Consider the following 18,245-nt stretch of genomic DNA (forward strand, 5'->3'; position numbering starts at 1 on the left):
TGCCAGAATAAGACTGACACCCCGTCCGTGTACTGTACCGGCTACTACTAATTAATCAGCCTGACGCCTTAGAAACGCTGGAATATCCAAATATTCCATGTCCTTGTCTGCCATTGGCGCCGGAGCCACTTCTCTCGCAACTGCCGCTTGGCTAGCACTGTTGCGCATAACTGTTGGTCGATCGAGCTTGCGATAATCGTTGGAGCGCGGCTCTATTGGCCGTGATTCAACTACTTTCAGCGGTATATCTGCACCAATGCCGTCTAGGCCTGTGGCAACCACTGTGACACGCAATTCGTCGACCATATCAGGATCGATTACCGTTCCAACAACGACTGTCGCGTTCTCAGAAGCGAATTCCTCGATAGTATCCCCGACATCGTTAAACTCGCCTAGGGACAGATCTAGACCTGCGGTAATATTAACCAAAATCCCGCGCGCCCCTTGCAAATTGACATCTTCAAGGAGAGGACTGCGAATGGCGGCCTCTGCGGCTTCGCGAGCGCGGTTTTCACCGGTCGCCACACCACTGCCCATCATCGCCATGCCCATCTCTGACATCACCGTGCGTACGTCGGCGAAATCGACGTTAATCATGCCCGGACGAATAATAAGATCGGCAATGCCCTGTACTGCACCCAACAATACATCGTTAGCCGCTTTAAAGGCATCGAGTAAACTGGTGTTTTTACCCAAGACCGGTAGCAACTTTTCATTGGGAATGGTGATCAAGGAGTCGACGTGCTGGCGCAACTCTTTCATCCCTTCAATGGCCACTGCCATGCGCTTTTTGCCCTCAAAAGGGAAAGGCTTGGTGACTACTGCTACAGTCAATATTCCCAGTTCTTTCGCTACTTGAGCGACAACCGGCGCTGCACCAGTACCGGTACCACCGCCCATACCCGCAGTAATAAACACCATATCCGCGCCTTGCAGAGCCTCGGCAATGCGGTCACGATCTTCCATCGCCGACTGGCGACCGATTTCAGGGTTGGCACCTGCACCTAGCCCCTTGGTGATAGTCGTACCCAACTGCAATACCGTCTTAGAGGCGACATTTGTCAGCGCCTGCGCGTCAGTATTGGCGCAGATAAAATCAACACCATCAACATTACAGGCGATCATGTGCTTAACGGCGTTACCGCCACCACCACCGACACCCACCACTTTAATTACTGCGTTCTGAGGAACGTTATCTACTAGTTCGAACATTGGTTTTCTCCCTTTTGCATATTTGACCGTACTGCCGGTACGGCCGCCTTACACTTTTAAAAATTATTTTGAACCCATTGTTTTAAGCTGGCTAAGAAGCCGTTGCGTTTGACCCGCCCGCGACCACCGTGCTCAGCCTGATGTTTGATGCCGTAATGCAACAAACCCACGCCGGTTGAATAAATTGGATTGCGTACAATATCGGTTAATCCCCGTGCATCCTGGGGCACACCGATGCGCACTGGCATGTGGAAGATTTCTTCCGCCAGCTCAACAACGCCTTCCATCTTTGACGTACCGCCGGTCAGTACAATGCCGGCTGCACAAAGATCTTCGTATCCGCTGCGGCGCAGCTCTGCCTGAATCAAGGTGAACAGCTCGTCGTAACGCGGCTCAACCACTTCAGCTAGGGCCTGACGCGATAGCTCTCGTGGCGCCCGATCGCCAACACTCGGCACCTTGATCATCTCGCCTTCGCCAGCTAGCTGAGTCAGCGCGCAGGCGTATTTAATTTTGATCTCTTCCGCGTACTGAGTCGGGGTGCGCAGCGCCATAGCGATGTCATTGGTAACTTGATCACCGGCAATGGGGATAACCCCTGTGTGCCGAATTGCACCGTCGGTAAATATTGCGATGTCAGTCGTGCCGCCGCCGATATCCACCATGCACACACCGAGCTCTTTCTCGTCGTCGGTCAACACCGCATAGCTAGACGCGAGCTGTTCCAAAATAACGTCTTCAACTTCAAGGCCGCAGCGACGGATACATTTTTCGATGTTCTGTACCGCATTTACAGCGCAGGTGACTAAATGCACCTTGGCCTCTAAACGCACACCAGACATACCAAGCGGCTCTTTAATGCCCTCTTGCTCATCAATCACAAACTCTTGGGGCAAGATGTGCAGCACTTTTTGGTCGGCGGGTATTGCCACTGCTTGGGCGGCGTCAATAACCCGATCCAAATCCAGCTGAAACACTTCGCGATCGCGAATCGCCACAATACCGTGGGAGTTGAGGCTGCGAATGTGGTTACCCGCAATGCCCACATACACGCTGTGGATTTCGCAACCAGCCATCAGTTCGGCTTCTTCGATCGCACGCTGAATGGAGTGGACAGTCGATTCGATATTGACCACCACGCCCTTTTTAAGGCCCCGCGACGGGTGCGAGCCAATGCCTATAATTTCCAGCTTGCCGTCTTCGTTGCTCGAGCCAACGATAGCCACCACTTTAGAGGTGCCAATATCAAGGCCGACGATCATCCGGCTTGCGTGTGAACTAGCCATTGCTTTGCTTCTCCCAAGTTTGCGTTCCTTTGTGCACCAGCAAATCCATTGCCAGGGCAATTTCCTTAACCATTATCTGTTGCACCTTTTGTCTCATCCCACGCCACCGCTAGGCCATTGATATAACGTGTATCCACGCGTTTTACTCGTTCAAAATCTTCCGCCAACTGGTGGCGATACACCCACATAAACCGGCGTAATTTTTCCAGTGGTTCATGGCGACCTAAAATCAATACTGCGCCACCATCAAGCGTTGCTGTCCACGCGCCGCGATCGTTCATTTCCAGGCGCTGTAAAATCAATTCCTCGTCACCAAGTAACTGACTCATCAAACGATACTGGCGCATGATCTCAATCGCACTGCCATCTGGGCCGCTTAATAGCGGCAAACCGCTTTTGTCTGCAATCCCTTTGGCGGGTAAAAATATTTTGCCGCGGTGGTTTAGTAATCCGCCATTGCCCCAAACCGCGATCGGCGCTTCTTCGACAATAGTAATTTTCAATTCCCGAGGCCAAACCCGCTCAACAATCGCCCTATACACCCACGGTTCTTGCTCTAATTCGCTTTGGATATCTTCTAAATCCAAACCCACATAGCCCACAGCCAAGTGACCAGTTACTCTGTCGACCAGAACGTCGCGGCTGACATGCTGTAAGTCACCAGCAAACACCACCCGATCGACTGGGATTGCATCCAATTGGCGACCCAACTGCTCTACGCCATACACAAAAGCAACAACGACAGCGATCAGCACCAAGCGGTTGAAAATACGCCCCCATTCGCGCCGTACCTGAGGCCCCTTTGGACTCACAGATTTGCGCGATTTCAGGCGATTTTGCTTGCCGCTCGACACAGCCATCTCAGTTTGAATCCACCGGTACGCTGCCCGCCAAAATGGCAAACACCAATTCGTCAAAATTCAATCCGGCCTGTTTGGCCGCCATCGGCACTAAGCTGTGATCGGTCATACCCGGCACCGTATTCACCTCTAGCAAATAAAATGTGCCCGCCGCATCACGCATTACATCGACTCGCCCCCAACCAGCGCAGCCGAGGCTTGTAAACGCAGCCAATGCCAAATCACTCAATTCCTGTTCTTCCGCCGTACTCAAGCCACAGGGACATAAATAACGCGTTTCGTCGGAAATATACTTGGCATTAAAATCGTAAAACGCCGCGTCGGTTTCCAGCTTAATCGCCGGCAATGCCTTGTCATTTAATATCGCGACGGTGTACTCACTGCCACTAATCCACTGTTCGGCAAATACCCGGCCGTAGGCTTGGGCGTTTTGCCAGGCGTCGGAGAGCTCGCCAGCGCTAGCAGCACGAGCCATACCTATACTTGAACCTTCGCAAGCGGGCTTCACGATCACCGGCCCCAAATCATCAATAATGCCGTGCCAATCACTCGTCGCCGTTAACTCAACAAAACGCGGGGTCGACAAACCCAAACCCAGCCACAGCAGCTTGCAGCGAAATTTATCCATAGCCAGCGCTGAGGCCATTACACCGCTGCCGGTATACTTAATATCAAGGCATTCCAGCGCGCCTTGCACGGTGCCGTCTTCACCGCCCGGGCCATGCAGTGCAATAAATACCTGCCGAAATTCGCCGCTGAGCCGCTGCATCCAATTCGGCTCTGCGACATCAATCGCTTCGACCGCAATACCTAGGCGCTGGAATGCGCCAACAACCGCAGCACCACTTTTAAGGGAAATCTCACGCTCAGCCGAGCGCCCGCCCAGCAACACGGCCAACTTTCCGCCAATCGCTCGATTAATATTTGCTATCGTTAATTCGCTCATTGCGGTGACCTACACCCAATCCTGATTCGCTAATTGCAGCGCCATCGCGCCGATATTGCCCGCTCCCTGGGTGAGAAGAACATCACCAGCACGAATACGAGGTTTTAATATGTCAAAAGCGGCCTCGGCGCTTTCGACAAACACCGGTTCCAAATTGCCCTGCAAACGAATACTTCGACACAGGCTTCGGCTATCGGCCCCCGGCACGGGATCTTCGCCAGCGGAATACACATCGAGCAGCAAAAGACTGTCTACAGTAGAGAGCACTCGTACAAAATCTTCGTAAAGGTCCTTGGTTCGACTGTAGCGGTGGGGCTGATACAGCATGACCAAACGGCGATCTGGCCACGCCTGACGCGCCGCCGAGATTGTTGCCGCCACTTCGGTTGGGTGATGACCGTAGTCGTCTACCAACATAAATTCGCCGTCGGCCAATGGCAGTTCGCCGTAGCGCTGAAAGCGACGGCCAACACCTTGGAAATTGGCGATACCACTGCATATTGACTCAACGGCTAATCCTTCGTCCGTCGCCACTGCCACTGCCGCGGTGGCATTCAATACATTGTGAACACCGGGCTGCTGAATACTTAGCTCAATATCGCTGCCGTCGGGGCGAACAACATTAAAACGACTCTGCATGCCTAATTTTTGTAAATTGTGAATACGGAAATCTGCGTCTTCACTAAAGCCATACGTCAGCGTCGGGCGGGAGATATCCGGCATAATGTCCCGCACTACTGGGTCGTCAATACAGACGACCGCCATACCGTAAAATGGCAGGTTATGTAGGAACTCAATGAAGGTGCGCTTCAATTTATTGAAGTCGCCGTCATAGGTTGCCATGTGGTCAGCTTCAATATTGGTGATAACCGACACCATTGGCTGCAAATGTAGAAACGACGCATCACTCTCGTCAGCTTCTGCAACCAAATAACGACTTTCACCCAAAGCGGCATTGGTGCCAGCGCTATTCACTCGACCACCAATGACGAACGTAGGATCTAAACCCGCTTCGGCGAAAATGGCCGTAATTAAACTGGTCGTTGTGGTTTTACCGTGGGTACCGGCCACCGCAATGCCGTGGCGATAACGCATCAACTCCGCAAGCATTTCTGCGCGGCGCACGATGGGCACCCGCAGCTGACGCGCAGCCGCAATTTCTGGATTACTTTCATTTACGGCAGTAGAAACCACCACCACATCGGAGTCGCCGATATTCTCACCGCGATGGCCAACCGCTACTCGCGCGCCGAGCTGCTGCAGCCGCGCAGTGCTGGGCGACGCCTTAAGATCAGATCCGGAAATCACATAACCTAAATTAAGTAACACCTCAGCAATACCGCACATGCCAGCGCCGCCGATACCCACAAAGTGAATGCGCTTAACACGGCGCATTTCAGGGACTACAAAGGGATGCTTAGGACTCATTGGCAAACTCCATACAATAATTTGCGGCAACGTCAGCGGCATCGACTTTGGCGAGCTTTCTTGCTGCCTCGGCGCTGATCAACAATGACTCCCTTTTTGCACGATCACTTTTCAACCATTCACATAAACCGTCTGCAGTAAAAACAGACTGATCAATTATTTCGCCAGCACCGCCATCAACAAACCACTGGGCATTGGCGCGCTGGTGATCATCAATAGCGTGTGGCAGAGGTATCAACAACGCGGGTACACCCGCAGCAGCAAGTTCAGCAACGGTGAGCGCGCCAGCGCGGCAAATAACCACATCAGCCCAGCTATACGCCGCGGCCATATCGTCAATAAAGGCTTCAGCCCGCACGTCAAGGCCCGCAGCCTTATATGCCTGTTTCACTATGTCCTCGTGGGCGCGGCCAGTCTGATGCCACAAGCTCGGCCGCTGCGTTTCAACAATGTTCTGCCATGCAGCCAAAACCACGTCATTAATCGGTTTGGCACCTAAGCTGCCGCCTAATACCAGCACCCGGAGGCCGTCACTGCGCTCTGCCCAACGGCTTGCCGGCGCTGGGATATCTGCTATTTCTTTGCGCACGGGATTGCCGATATAACGGTTGCGCTCGCCACCTAAGGCGATGGGATAACCTGTTAAGCAAAGCCGGGCAATTTTCGCTAGCAAGCGATTGGTTGTGCCCGCAACAGCATTTTGCTCTTGAATCAGCACGGGCACGCCCAATAGCTTCGCGGCCAAGCCGCCGGGGCCGGAGGCGTAACCGCCCATGCCGACAACACAAAAAGGTTTCAACTTCAGAATCAAGCGCATGCTATGTAATACCGCCAACATGGCTTTGCCGATGGCAAGCAGTCGAAATACCGGATTCTTGCCGCGGACCCCTGCCATATTTAGGCAGTGCAAGGGCAGACCTGCCGCAGGTACTAAACGTGCCTCGATCCCGGCGGCTGTGCCCAACCAATGCACGCTGACATTCCGCTCGGCCAAGGCCGATGCCACCGCCAGCGCAGGAAATACGTGTCCGCCAGTGCCACCGGCCATCATCAATACTGTTTGCTCAGCGGCCATCTTGCCTCCGGCATTCCAGCTCGATGCGCGCCACCAGTGACACCATCGCCATACAGACAATTAAACTGCTGCCGCCGTAGCTGAAAAACGGCAGAGTTAGACCTTTGGTCGGCAGCAAGCCAGTGTTAACACCCATATTAATAAAGGCTTGACCACTGATCATGACGGCAATGCCATACGCAACGAAGGCATGAAACTGCTTGCCCATCATTTCGGCGTAACGACCAATAAACAAAATGCGACCAATTAACGCAACGAACAAAACCAGCACCAATAAGCTGCCAATGAAGCCAAACTCTTCGGCAAATATTGCGTACACAAAATCCGTGTGCGCCTCAGGCAAGTAGAATAATTTCTGCACGCTATTGCCAAGACCCACGCCACTGGTCTGCCCGCGTCCAAAGGCAATAAGCGATTGCGTAAGCTGATAACCGGTATTGAACTGATCGGCCCAGGGATCGGTAAACGCGGTTAAGCGCTTCATCCGGTAGGGTTCAAAGATCACCATTGCTACACCGCCAGCAACACAGCTCAAAATCACTAACAAAAACTGACCTAGCTTCACACCACCAAGAAAAATCATGACAAAGGCCGTGCCAGCGGTGACCACCGTTGCCCCAAAATCGGGTTCAAGCATCAGCAATAAAGTGACAGCGAATAACAGGGCCATCGGTTTAACAAAACCGGACCAACTCTGCCGTACTTCGTCGCGGCGTCGCACTAGATAGCCAGCCAGGTAGAAAATAACGCACAGTTTCACAAACTCTGAGGCCTGCAAAGTCAGTGGACCAACTCCCAGCCAACGTCGACTCCCATTTACTTCTTTACCAACACCGGGAATCAATACCAAGGCCAATAAAAGAAAACCGAACAACAACCACAGCCAACCCGTGCGCTCCCACAGATCTACTGGGGTGAGGTACATCACCACGCTCAAACCAAACGCCAAACTAAAATGGAAGAAATAACGCTTAGCAAAAAAGAAGGCATCGTCATAACGACTCGCCGCGTGCTCCACCGATGCGGAAGTCATTGCAACAAAGCCGATAACAATTAATGCCAGCGTCAATAGCTGTAAGTGGCGGTCAAAGCGGCCTAACTCAGCCCAACGCAGCTGCAAATACGTGCTCATCGCAGCTCCTCCGTCAGTGCTAATACCGACTCAGAAAAAACGTCGCCACGATGTTCATAATTGTTAAACATATCGAAACTGGCACACGCGGGCGATAACAACACCACGTCGCCAGCCTGCGCAAATGCCACCGCAGCGCGCACAGCCGATGGCATATCTGTGCAAAATTCACTCGGCAAGCGCTCATTTAATAATGTCGATATCGCAGCGCCAGCCTCGCCAATGAGTACCACCGCCCGACCGACTTCGATTAAGGTATCGATCAAGGGTTTAAAACCGGCACCCTTACCAATGCCACCGGCAATAAGCACAACTTTGTTCGCGCCACTCAGACCCCGCAGGGCAGAGACTGCCGCGCCAACATTGGTGCCTTTTGAATCGTTGTAAAACCGTAAGCCCTGCCACTCAGCGACGAATTGGCAGCGATGAGCCAAACCTTTAAATTCAGTTAGCGTACTAAGCATCGCGCTCATCGGCAGACCCGCCGCCGCACCCAAAGCCAGCGCCGCTAAAGCATTACTAATATTGTGCAAGCCGGCAATTTTCAAGGCGGACACAGGCAACAGCGCTTCTCTGGCCAGCGCGAGAAATTGTTCGCCATCTTCTTCGATCAAACCAAAGGCACGAAAATCTGAGCGACCTAAACCAAAACTCCACTTTTCAACCGCATCCGGAACCAGCGGTGTACTTAATGCGTCATCGCGATTAACAACGACTTTTTTGCAATCACGGAATATCCGATGTTTTGCTTGGTGGTAGGCGATCATATTGCCGTGATGGTCTAAATGATCTTCGCTAACATTTAGAACAGTCGCCACTTCCGCGCCCACAAACGCACAGCGCTCTAACTGGAATGATGACAATTCAATAACATAAAGCTCAGCGCGGTCGTCTAGCAGCTCCAACGCGGGCGTGCCTAAGTTTCCACCCACAGCGCAGCGCCAGCCTGCATTGACTGCCATTTCTGCCACAAGGGTAGTCACTGTGCTTTTACCGTTAGACCCCGTTATCGCAACGATCGGCGCCTTCGCCTCACGACAGAACCACTCAATGTCGCCACTGATCGCAACCCCGGCCGCCTTAGCCGCTGCAATTGCAGGCTCGGCCAAGGAGATTCCGGGGCTAATAACTAACTCCGTTGCCGACAGAAATTGATCTTCAGTAAATGCGCCCAGAATTGGCGTTACCGTTGGAAACTCTGCAACAAAAAGGTCTAACTCAGGCGGAGCATCGCGGCTGTCTGCAATCGCAAATGACAGGCCTCGGTGGGTAAAATAACGAGCGATAGAAAGCCCGGTTTTACCTACACCGATAATTACCCGCCTATTGTCGGATGCGATCAAGCTCACTTAGCAATAACTCCTATTTTTCATTAACGCAGTTTTAGTGTTGCCAGACCAAACAGCACTAGCATTACTGTAATAATCCAAAACCGGACAATGACCCGTGGTTCTGGCCAGCCCTTCAGCTCAAAATGATGGTGGATTGGCGCCATGCGGAAAATACGCCGCCCAGTTAATTTAAAAGAGGCAACTTGTAAAATTACCGACACCGTTTCCAAAACAAAAATGCCACCCATGATGAAAAACACAATTTCATGACGAGTAATGACGGCAATCGTGCCCAGGGTTGCACCCAGCGCCAAGGCGCCAACGTCTCCCATAAATACTTGCGCGGGGTAAGTGTTAAACCACAAAAACCCGAGGCCCGCCCCGGCCAGCGCACCACAAATAACAATCAGCTCACCCGCCCCTGCCACGTAGGGAATATGCAGGTACTCAGCAAATTTAACGTTACCCGTTAAATACGCAATGAGGCCTAGTGCAGCGCCAACCATAACGGTAGGCAGAATAGCCAAGCCGTCTAAACCATCGGTTAAATTCACCGCGTTACTGGCACCAACAATGACGAAGTAGGTCAGCAGAATAAACAGTGGGCCCATTTGCCAACTAATGTTTTTTAAGAACGGCAAAAACAGTTGGGTATTCACCGGACTGTCTGCAGCCATATATAAATAAATCGCCGCGCCAAGCCCGGCGACGCTTTGCCATAGGTATTTCCAACGCGCTGGCAAGCCCCGCGGATTGCGCTCGATTACTTTGCGATAATCATCAACCCAACCCACCGCACCAAAAATTGCCGTTACGATGAGAACAGTCCACACATAATGATTCGTTAGGTCGGACCAAAGCAGAGTGCTAACAAAAATCGCGACCAATATTAAGGCCCCGCCCATCGTCGGCGTGCCCGACTTACTCAGATGCGATTGCGGACCATCGTCACGCACCGACTGCCCAATTTGGTAAAAATTGAGCTTACGAATCATCACTGGGCCGATCAGCAAAGAAATCGCTAGCGCAGTTAACACGCCAAGTATGCCGCGAATACTCAGATACTGGAAAACAGCAAAACCACTAACGTATTGGCTTAAATATTCAGCGAGAAGCAATAACATCTCAGTTATTCCTCCGCGCTAAATCTGCCACTATGGCATCAACAACTAGCTCCATCTCGGCACTGCGCGAACCCTTAACCAAAACTGTATCCCCTGCCTGTAAATAGCCTTGTAATGCCGAGATCAAACTCGGCTTGTCGTTATACGCCCAGCCATTCAGGCCAAATTCCATCGCCATCATGTTCGCGTATTCTCCAGTAATGAATACCGCGTCCAAACGGTTTTCCCTAGCGTAGGCAGCAATCTCGCGGTGCTGCTGGGCCGCTTCGCCACCCAGCTCTGCCATATGCCCTAGCGCAAGTATTTTCCGGCCCTTGCTTGCCGCCAACACATCGATCGCGGCACGCACCGAACCGGGATTCGCGTTGTAGCTGTCATCGATCAGCGCCACACCGGCAAGGTCACGGCGCAATAGTCGACCGCTAACGCCGCGCACCGACTCCAAGCCATTAACAACATCACCGAGACTCGCGCCAGCAGACAAGGCTGCCGCAGCGGCCGCCAAGGCATTCGCAACCATATGCCGCCCCGACAGCGGCATACAGACCTTGGCGCTACCCGCAAAACTCACCAATTCAAACCGGACCTTGCCCGGCTCACTCAGATCAATATCACGCGCAAACACATCGACATCCTCCCGCACCAGGCTGAACAAACGCTGCTGCACATTCTCGGCATACTGCTGCCACAATGTGCAGTGAGCGTCGTCAGCGTTGATAATGGCGAGCCCGCCTTTCGCTAAACCACGAAATATCTCGCCCTTGGTTTCTGCCACGCCAGTAAGTGAACCAAAGCCTTCGATATGTGCAGGCTGCGCATTGGTCAGCACCGCTATAGTCGGTTCGGCAAATTCACAGAGGTAGTGGATATCACCTTGCTTTGCGGCACCCATTTCAATTACCGCAAACTGGTGTTGCGCAGAGATCGCGAGCAGACTTAACGGCACACCGATCTCGTTATTCAAATTCCCAACAGTGGCGTAAACATCACCACACTGGGCAAAAATAGCCGCCAACATTTCTTTAGTGCTGGTTTTCCCGCTGCTACCGGTAATAGCGACCAGCGGCCCATTGAAACGACGGCGATTCTCTCTAGCAATCAGGCCCAGGGCGCGACGGGTATCCGTGACCCGAATATTGGGCAGAAGATCCGTTGTATTACTAACTACCGCAGCGCTGGCACCAGCGGCCTGAGCGACACCAACAAATTGATTGCCATCAAAATTATCGCCACTTAAAGCGACGAACAAATCGCCGGGCGCGACCTTTCGACTATCAGTGCAAATGCGTTCGACCAACACATCGCCGCCGCTTATAACGCCTGAGGTGGCGACGGCAAGGGCTTTAAGATTCAACGCGCTGATCATGAGGGCGCCCTCGCAGCCAAAGCCAAGCGCGCGCACTGAACATCACTAAACGGAAGGCGACGCCCTGCAACCTCTTGGTATTCTTCATGCCCTTTGCCGGCAATTAGCACCACATCACCGGGATTAGCGGCAGCAATCGCCGTCGCAATAGCCTCATCACGCTCAGCAATCACCCGCGGCGACGTACTCATGCCCGCGCAAATTTCGGCGATAATCGCGGCAGCCGATTCCGATCGAGGGTTGTCATTGGTAACCACCGCGGTATCGGCCAATTTTTCTGTAATCGCGCCCATCAGTGGTCGCTTACTGCGGTCACGATCGCCGCCGCAGCCCATCACACACCATAGGTTTCCTTCGGTAATTGGCCGCAGGGTTTTAAGCACTTTCTCAAGTGCGTCAGGCGTGTGCGCGTAATCAATAACGGCTAGAACATTGTCGCTGGAGCGTAAGCACTCCATTCGACCGGGAACGGGTTTGAGCTTAGGAATGGCATTGGCTATCGCCTCCACCGCCACACCCAGCCCCAATAAAACGGCAGTTGCAGCGACCAAGTTTGCTAAATTAAACTCACCAAGTAGCGGCGACTGTAAATGGAAGTTGCCCCAAGGACTATGGAGCTGCGCCGAAACCCCGTGCATATCACAGCTTGCGTTTTCCGCATAAACTTTCGCACGCGAATCAGCGATACTAAAATCGATTAATTGCTTAGCGGTCGATTCCGCCATCAGTTTTCGACCAAATTCATCGTCACGGTTTATTACCGCTAACGGCAACTCAGGCCAGTTGAGTAAGCGCGCTTTTTCCGCGCCATAGGCCGCCATTGAACCGTGGTAATCCAAGTGATCTTGGCTGAGGTTGGTAAAGACCGCCGCGGCAAAATTTAAAGCGGCAACCCGGTGCTGCGCCAAACCGTGGGACGAAACTTCCATCGCCGCCCAGTTTGCGCCACCGTCTCGCCAGTCGCTCAACAGCCCCTGCACCGACACCGCGTCTGGCGTGGTGTTATTACCACTATTCAATCGACCAAAGCGACCGCTACCAAGCGTGCCAATCAATCCGCAGGGCTGATTAATCGCCTCTAATAATTGCGCCACCATCCATGCACAGGAGGTTTTACCATTAGTCCCAGTAATACCAATAAGCTGAAGCTGTCGCGAAGGCTGCCCGTAAAAACGTCCAGCGATTTCGCTAATGTGTGCGTCGAGCTGTTCAACTACGACTACTGGCAAAGACCACTGCGCTGCATCGAAAGGTGCATCAGCAATCACCGCGACAGCGCCCGCAGATATAGCCGCATGAATATAATCACGGCCGTCTGCTTCATGGCCCTTTATCGCCAAAAACACATCGCCAGCCTGTACTTTCCGACTATCAATCGCCAAGCCCGTTACCGGCACCGCGGCGACCTCATGGCTCAAACCGGGCAGGAGGTCTCCCAGTAAACGCGGTAATGTGTAGTTCTGCTGATCCGCCATCACGCCGCCGCATCTCCTTTCGGTTTAGCCTTGGATTCGGTCGCTTCGATGTTATCCGGCGCAATATTCAATAAGCGCAAAGCATCAGATACCACTTTTGAGAAGACTGGCGCTGCAACTAAACCGCCAAAATAATCACCCTTTGGCTCGTCGATCGTTACCACTGCCACAATTCGCGGATTACTGGCCGGCGCAACCCCAGCAAAAATCGCAAAATAGCGATCCTCGGCATAGCCTCCGGCAATTGCCTTGTGTGACGTTCCGGTTTTACCAGCAATCCGATAAGCATCAACTTGGGCACGAGTTGCCGTGCCACCCAGCTCGGTGACGTCCTCAAGCATGTCGACAACTTGGCGCGCAATTTTTGCAGAAATCACTTGCTGCTGAGCTGGCTTTTCAGTGCGCTTGAGCAGGGACACCTGCTGAAACACGCCGCGATTCGCAAACACCGAATAGGCCTGCGCCAGCTGTAAATTTGTCACGGTAATACCGTAGCCAAATGCAAATGTCGCCCGTTCAATCGCGCGCCAATTAGGCCGATTTGGCAACATACCGCTGCTTTCACCGGGAAAACCTGAATTCGTTGAATGACCCAAACCAAAACGATCAAACACACCCCAGACATCATGCTCATCCAACGACAGGGCGATTTTTGTGGTACCAACTTGGCTGGACTTTTTCAGCACTTCGGCGACCGTTAATACCCCGTAGTTGCGGTGATCTTCCAGCACTTTCGAGCCGACTTTAATGTAACCCGGGTGCGTATTAATGGTGGTATCAGGCTGATATTTACCGCTTTCTAGCGCCGCCACCATTGTCATCGGTTTAACGGTCGATCCTGGCTCAAACATGTCGATTACAGCGCGATTCCGCAATGCATCGAGGCTTAATTGATTACGATTATTCGGATTAAACGAAGGCTGGTTAACCAGCGCCAACACTTCGCCAGTTTCACTGTCGATAATAACGACGGAACCGGCTTTAGCGCCGGTTCGATTTATTGCTGCTTTAAGTTCTCGGTAAGCGAGATACTGCAAGCGCAAATCAATACTGAGCTGGACATCTTTGCCGGGGCTGGCCGCCTCACCAGCGTCGATCTCTCTAATAATATTGCCGTATAAATCCTTCAACACCCGTTTTCGGCCAGGGGTTCCGTTGAGCCATTCGTCGTAGGTTAATTCCAAGCCTTCCTGACCGCGATCATCGACATCTGTAAACCCAAGCAAATGAGCGGTAACTTCGCCTGCAGGATAAAAACGACGGTACTCGCGCTGCAAATACACACCGGGAATTTTCATTTGCATTAAAGCTTGCGCGGCGGCTGGGGCAACATGACGACGCAAATACATAAACTGACTGTTGCTATACCGACCTACTCGCCGCGACAGCTCGCTCGCCGGCATATCGAGAGCCGTCGCTAAACGCGCCCAATCACTCTTTGCTGACTGTAGCTCTTGTGGATTCGCCCAAATACTGGCAACAGGTGTACTAACCGCCAACGGCTCGCCGTTGCGGTCACTAATAATACCTCTGTGAGCGGGGATCACTTCGGTGCGATTGGTGCGGGCATTGCCCTGTCCCTGCAAAAACTGGTAGCCACGGTCCACATCGAGAACTTGCAAGGTTAGGGCACGCCATGCCAACAAAAACGCAAGCAGTAGCAGGCCGCCGACTACAATTCGGAAACGCCAAGGTGAAATTTGCACTTTAGCCTGCTTTGCCATAACCCCGAACCATTTTTACTTCCCGCATTTTAGGTGCCTGCATTTTTAATTTTTGTATCGCAACGTCTTGCACGCGATCAGGCGACGCCCAGGTACTCTGTTCAAGTAGTAGGCGGCCCCACTCCTCCTCTAACGACATCGATTCACGACGCAAATCCTGAAGCTCGCCGAACAACCTCCGGCTTTTATGGGAGCTCTGAATCACAGCAACACAAGACAGAACCACCAAAATAACGACTATCGGCACCACACCACCTAATGGGGCCGGCGTCGACGCGACGTTTCTCATACTATTGCGCTGCTTTCCTTCCAACATGTTTTAGACCTAAGCACACTCATCGTAAGCAAGCTTTTCCGCGACCCGCATTACAGCGCTACGGGACCGGGGGTTTAAGGCAACTTCATGATCTGTGGCCTTGACTGCCTTACCAATAATTTTTAATTTGCGATTGCGCTGGCTCTCCGTCACCGGAATATACGCAGGCACCTGCTCGCCTTCGGCTTGGCGACGCATAAAACGCTTCACTATGCGGTCTTCTAAAGAATGAAAACTGATGACCACTAAGCGCCCACCAACTTCAAGACTATCAACCACTTTGCTTAGGAGGACTTCTAAATCAGTCAGCTCATCATTAATAAAAATACGAATTGCCTGAAAACTGCGTGTTGCTGGATGTTTGTGCTTTTCCCACGCAGGATTCGCTTCGGTCACTATTTTTGCCAGCTGCAAGGTCCGGGTAATCGGCTGCTCTTCGCGGGCGGCTATAATGGCTCTGGCGATACGTTTAGCAAATCGCTCTTCACCGTAATCCCGCAGTACCTTGGTGATCTCAGCCTCTTCCGCAGTAGCAATCCACTGCGCAGCGCTCATACCGCGATCGACGTCCATACGCATATCGAGGTCGCCGTCGCGCATAAAACTAAAACCGCGCTCCGCCTGATCTAATTGTGGAGACGAAACACCTAAATCAAGCAAAACGCCGGTAAACGGCGCTTCTATTCCTTCTGACGCAGCCAGAGTTGAAAAATCAGCAAAGGAGCCTCGCGCGATATGAAAACGCTGATCAGCCTTCGCCAGCTCAAGCCCTTCAGCAAAGGCTTGTGCATCTTTATCTATGCCCAACAAACGCCCCTCGGGGCTCAAGCCTGCAAGGATGTGCCTACTATGACCGCCTCGACCAAACGTACCGTCGATATAGCGCCCACTCGTGTCAGTTAGCAGTGCGGCAACGGCCTCATCTAGCAATACAGTTAAATGCTGTTCCAAGTGATTCACTCTCTATAATGACAGCGACAACATCTCGTCCGGCATATCGTCCCCCTCTCCGGCTGCACCTAGCCAGTCGAACCAACTCGACTCACTCCACAGCTCTAATTTTTTACCCTGACCGACAAGCAACAATTTTTTCTCAAGATCAGCGTAGTCGCGTAATGGTGGCGGGAGCAGCACCCGGCCATTGGCATCCATTTCAAGAGGGGTGGCATAACCCAGTAACAGGCGCTGTGCGAGCCGCGCTTTGCGGTGAATATTGGGCAGCGCTTCTATTTTGGGCAGTAAATCTAACCATTGAGGTTCTGGGTACACTAACAAGCAGCGCTCTTCAGTGTGGGCGGTTATCACTAGGCGGCCGTCGCAAGCAGACACAAGGGCATCGCGTATCTTGGCTGGAATTGCCAAACGCCCCTTGCTGTCCATTGTAATTGCGTGACTACCTAAGAACACAAACCCCACCTTCTCGGCTCAAAAAACCCCAAAACACCACAAAAAACCACTTTCTCCCACTAAGCGACACTATAGGAACTTGCAAGCACTAGTGTCAAGCTGGGCGAAGCGCTAAATGGTGGGATTTTTCCTAAAAATGTCAGTAACTTGCGGGTAAGTGAAGCGAAGAAACTAGAGTTAAATTTCGCTTCACAAAGGGAATCAGCGCGATAAGCGAAGAACTTAATGTACTACATTAAGTTGGAAGGTTTTTTACATAACGAGGGGGATAAAAGTGAGTCGGCCGATAAGCCGGGTTCTGTCTTGGACGACCATTCATCTGGGATTTGCGTCACCGCAAACCTCTAGCAGCCTACCCGAATCCACTGTGGGCCACAGCATTGGATTCCTATTTGGCCTTGCTCCAGGCGGGGTTTACCATGCCACGAACTGTTGCCAGTCGCGCGGTGCGCTCTTACCGCACCATTTCAACCTTACCGGCAGCTTGCGCTACGTAGGCGGTGTATTTTCTGTTGCACTTTCCGTAGGCTCGCACCTCCCAGGAGTTACCTGGCGCCTTGCCCTGCGGAGCCCGGACTTTCCTCCCTGCAGCGAACTGCCGAGCGATCGTCTGGCCGACTCAACTGTAAGAATAACCAGTAGTTGAGATCGACGCAAGCGCTATTTACCTGCGCGCTTAAAGTGGGTGCTCAATCCCATACTGGTATAACTGATTTTTCTTAATGCCGCTGATTTTTGCGCACAAGGCTGCAGCCTGCTTTAGGGGTAGCTCTTCGCGCAATATATCTAACATTTCAATGACCTCAACGGGCATTCCCTCGTCACCAGAGAAACCGGCAATTAACAGCACGCACTCACCGCGCTGCTGATTGCTATCGGCACTAATGAAATCCAGCATTTCAGCCGCTGGCAAGCGCTTAACGGTTTCAAATAACTTGGTGATTTCACGCGCCAAAACCACCGTGCGATCCGGCCCCATAACCGCAAGCACGTCCGCCACACTGTCTTTCAAACGGTGTGGCGCCTCATAAAAGATCATCGTGCGCCGCTCTCTGAGCAAAGCTTTAAAAACCCCTTGCCTCGCGTGCTGCTTGGCGGGCAAAAAACCTTCAAACATAAAGCGGTCCGAGGGCAGGCCCGCGACACTCAAGGCCGCGATCACCGCGCAAGCACCGGGGATCGGTACAACTTTAAAACCCTCTTTCAACGCAAGATCAACTAGCCGGTATCCGGGATCAGACACTAGCGGTGTGCCCGCGTCGGAAATTAGCGCTAAATCTTTGCCTGCGCGCAAATGGGCCAGCAAACGCTCCAAAGCGGCATTATTACTGTGATCATGATACGCCACCACGGGGGTATCAATGTCAAAATGGCCTAATAAGGTTCTGCTATGACGGGTATCTTCCGCCGCAATGAGCGCAACTGTTTGTAGGACCTCTATGGCTCGGGGTACCATATCTGCCAAATTCCCTATTGGCGTCGCAACAACGTAAAGGGTGGGGCTAATTTCCACAACAGCTGCCTCGTTCATAATGTATGACCGCGCAGACTAACAATGGCTGA

Annotated in this window: 16 protein-coding genes and 1 other RNA gene; all 17 read right to left on the minus strand. The window is 52.4% G+C overall.

Annotation, left to right across the window (positions count from 1 at the left end; all coding sequences use genetic code 11):
• Nucleotides 1-51: 51 nt before the first annotated feature.
• The 17 genes from ftsZ to rsmI all read right to left on the minus strand — a co-directional run bounded on the left by ftsZ (nt 52) and on the right by rsmI (nt 18,213).
• Nucleotides 52-1,212 carry a cell division protein FtsZ gene (gene ftsZ, locus ABD836_RS17520; RefSeq protein WP_344938494.1) on the minus strand — a complete coding sequence of 387 codons (1,161 nt, stop codon included), beginning with the start codon at nt 1,210-1,212 and terminating at the stop codon, nt 52-54.
• 56 nt (nt 1,213-1,268) lie between these two features.
• A complete protein-coding gene (gene ftsA, locus ABD836_RS17525; protein WP_344938495.1) occupies nt 1,269-2,498 on the minus strand; it encodes a cell division protein FtsA in 1,230 nt (409 codons plus the stop codon).
• A gap of 65 nt (nt 2,499-2,563) precedes the next feature.
• Entirely contained in the window at nt 2,564-3,358 is a 795-nt protein-coding gene (locus tag ABD836_RS17530) for a cell division protein FtsQ/DivIB (RefSeq protein WP_344938497.1), read from the minus strand.
• 1 nt (nt 3,359) lies between these two features.
• On the minus strand, nt 3,360-4,304 hold the full coding sequence (locus ABD836_RS17535) for a D-alanine--D-alanine ligase (RefSeq protein ID WP_344938499.1): 945 nt from the start codon (nt 4,302-4,304) through the stop codon (nt 3,360-3,362).
• A gap of 9 nt (nt 4,305-4,313) precedes the next feature.
• Entirely contained in the window at nt 4,314-5,732 is a 1,419-nt protein-coding gene (murC, locus tag ABD836_RS17540; protein ID WP_344938501.1) for a UDP-N-acetylmuramate--L-alanine ligase, read from the minus strand.
• The gene (gene murG / locus ABD836_RS17545; protein ID WP_344938503.1) at nt 5,722-6,807 is read right to left on the minus strand and encodes an undecaprenyldiphospho-muramoylpentapeptide beta-N-acetylglucosaminyltransferase; all 1,086 of its coding nucleotides are present in this window, start codon (nt 6,805-6,807) and stop codon (nt 5,722-5,724) included. The genes murC and murG overlap by 11 nt, the downstream gene beginning before the upstream one ends.
• On the minus strand, nt 6,797-7,939 hold the full coding sequence (gene ftsW, locus ABD836_RS17550; protein WP_344938504.1) for a putative lipid II flippase FtsW: 1,143 nt from the start codon (nt 7,937-7,939) through the stop codon (nt 6,797-6,799). The genes murG and ftsW overlap by 11 nt, the downstream gene beginning before the upstream one ends.
• On the minus strand, nt 7,936-9,288 hold the full coding sequence (gene murD, locus ABD836_RS17555; RefSeq protein ID WP_344938505.1) for a UDP-N-acetylmuramoyl-L-alanine--D-glutamate ligase: 1,353 nt from the start codon (nt 9,286-9,288) through the stop codon (nt 7,936-7,938). The genes ftsW and murD overlap by 4 nt, the downstream gene beginning before the upstream one ends.
• A gap of 23 nt (nt 9,289-9,311) precedes the next feature.
• Nucleotides 9,312-10,394 carry a phospho-N-acetylmuramoyl-pentapeptide-transferase gene (mraY, locus tag ABD836_RS17560; protein ID WP_344938507.1) on the minus strand — a complete coding sequence of 361 codons (1,083 nt, stop codon included), beginning with the start codon at nt 10,392-10,394 and terminating at the stop codon, nt 9,312-9,314.
• 1 nt (nt 10,395) lies between these two features.
• Nucleotides 10,396-11,760, minus strand: a complete 1,365-nt coding sequence (locus tag ABD836_RS17565; RefSeq protein ID WP_344938509.1) for a UDP-N-acetylmuramoyl-tripeptide--D-alanyl-D-alanine ligase — start codon at nt 11,758-11,760, stop codon at nt 10,396-10,398.
• Nucleotides 11,757-13,235: a UDP-N-acetylmuramoyl-L-alanyl-D-glutamate--2,6-diaminopimelate ligase gene (locus tag ABD836_RS17570; RefSeq protein WP_344938511.1), complete on the minus strand. Its 1,479-nt coding sequence runs from the start codon at nt 13,233-13,235 to the stop codon at nt 11,757-11,759. The genes ABD836_RS17565 and ABD836_RS17570 overlap by 4 nt, the downstream gene beginning before the upstream one ends.
• Nucleotides 13,235-14,959 (minus strand): peptidoglycan D,D-transpeptidase FtsI family protein, encoded by a 1,725-nt coding sequence (locus ABD836_RS17575; RefSeq protein ID WP_344938513.1) that lies wholly within the window; start codon nt 14,957-14,959, stop codon nt 13,235-13,237. The genes ABD836_RS17570 and ABD836_RS17575 overlap by 1 nt, the downstream gene beginning before the upstream one ends.
• The gene (ftsL, locus tag ABD836_RS17580; RefSeq protein WP_344938515.1) at nt 14,943-15,275 is read right to left on the minus strand and encodes a cell division protein FtsL; all 333 of its coding nucleotides are present in this window, start codon (nt 15,273-15,275) and stop codon (nt 14,943-14,945) included. Before ftsL ends, ABD836_RS17575 begins: the two co-directional genes overlap by 17 nt.
• A gap of 9 nt (nt 15,276-15,284) precedes the next feature.
• On the minus strand, nt 15,285-16,226 hold the full coding sequence (gene rsmH / locus ABD836_RS17585) for a 16S rRNA (cytosine(1402)-N(4))-methyltransferase RsmH (RefSeq protein ID WP_344938517.1): 942 nt from the start codon (nt 16,224-16,226) through the stop codon (nt 15,285-15,287).
• A 12-nt stretch (nt 16,227-16,238) separates the two neighbouring features.
• Complete coding sequence (gene mraZ, locus ABD836_RS17590) at nt 16,239-16,682, minus strand: division/cell wall cluster transcriptional repressor MraZ (protein WP_344938519.1); 444 nt, start codon at nt 16,680-16,682, stop codon at nt 16,239-16,241.
• A 271-nt stretch (nt 16,683-16,953) separates the two neighbouring features.
• An RNA gene (rnpB, locus tag ABD836_RS17595) (RNase P RNA component class A) lies at nt 16,954-17,304 on the minus strand.
• A gap of 54 nt (nt 17,305-17,358) precedes the next feature.
• On the minus strand, nt 17,359-18,213 hold the full coding sequence (gene rsmI, locus ABD836_RS17600) for a 16S rRNA (cytidine(1402)-2'-O)-methyltransferase (RefSeq protein WP_344938521.1): 855 nt from the start codon (nt 18,211-18,213) through the stop codon (nt 17,359-17,361).
• Nucleotides 18,214-18,245: the final 32 nt, after the last annotated feature.

This window comes from Zhongshania borealis (assembly GCF_039539625.1).
GTDB classification, from domain to species: domain Bacteria; phylum Pseudomonadota; class Gammaproteobacteria; order Pseudomonadales; family Spongiibacteraceae; genus Spongiibacter; species Spongiibacter borealis.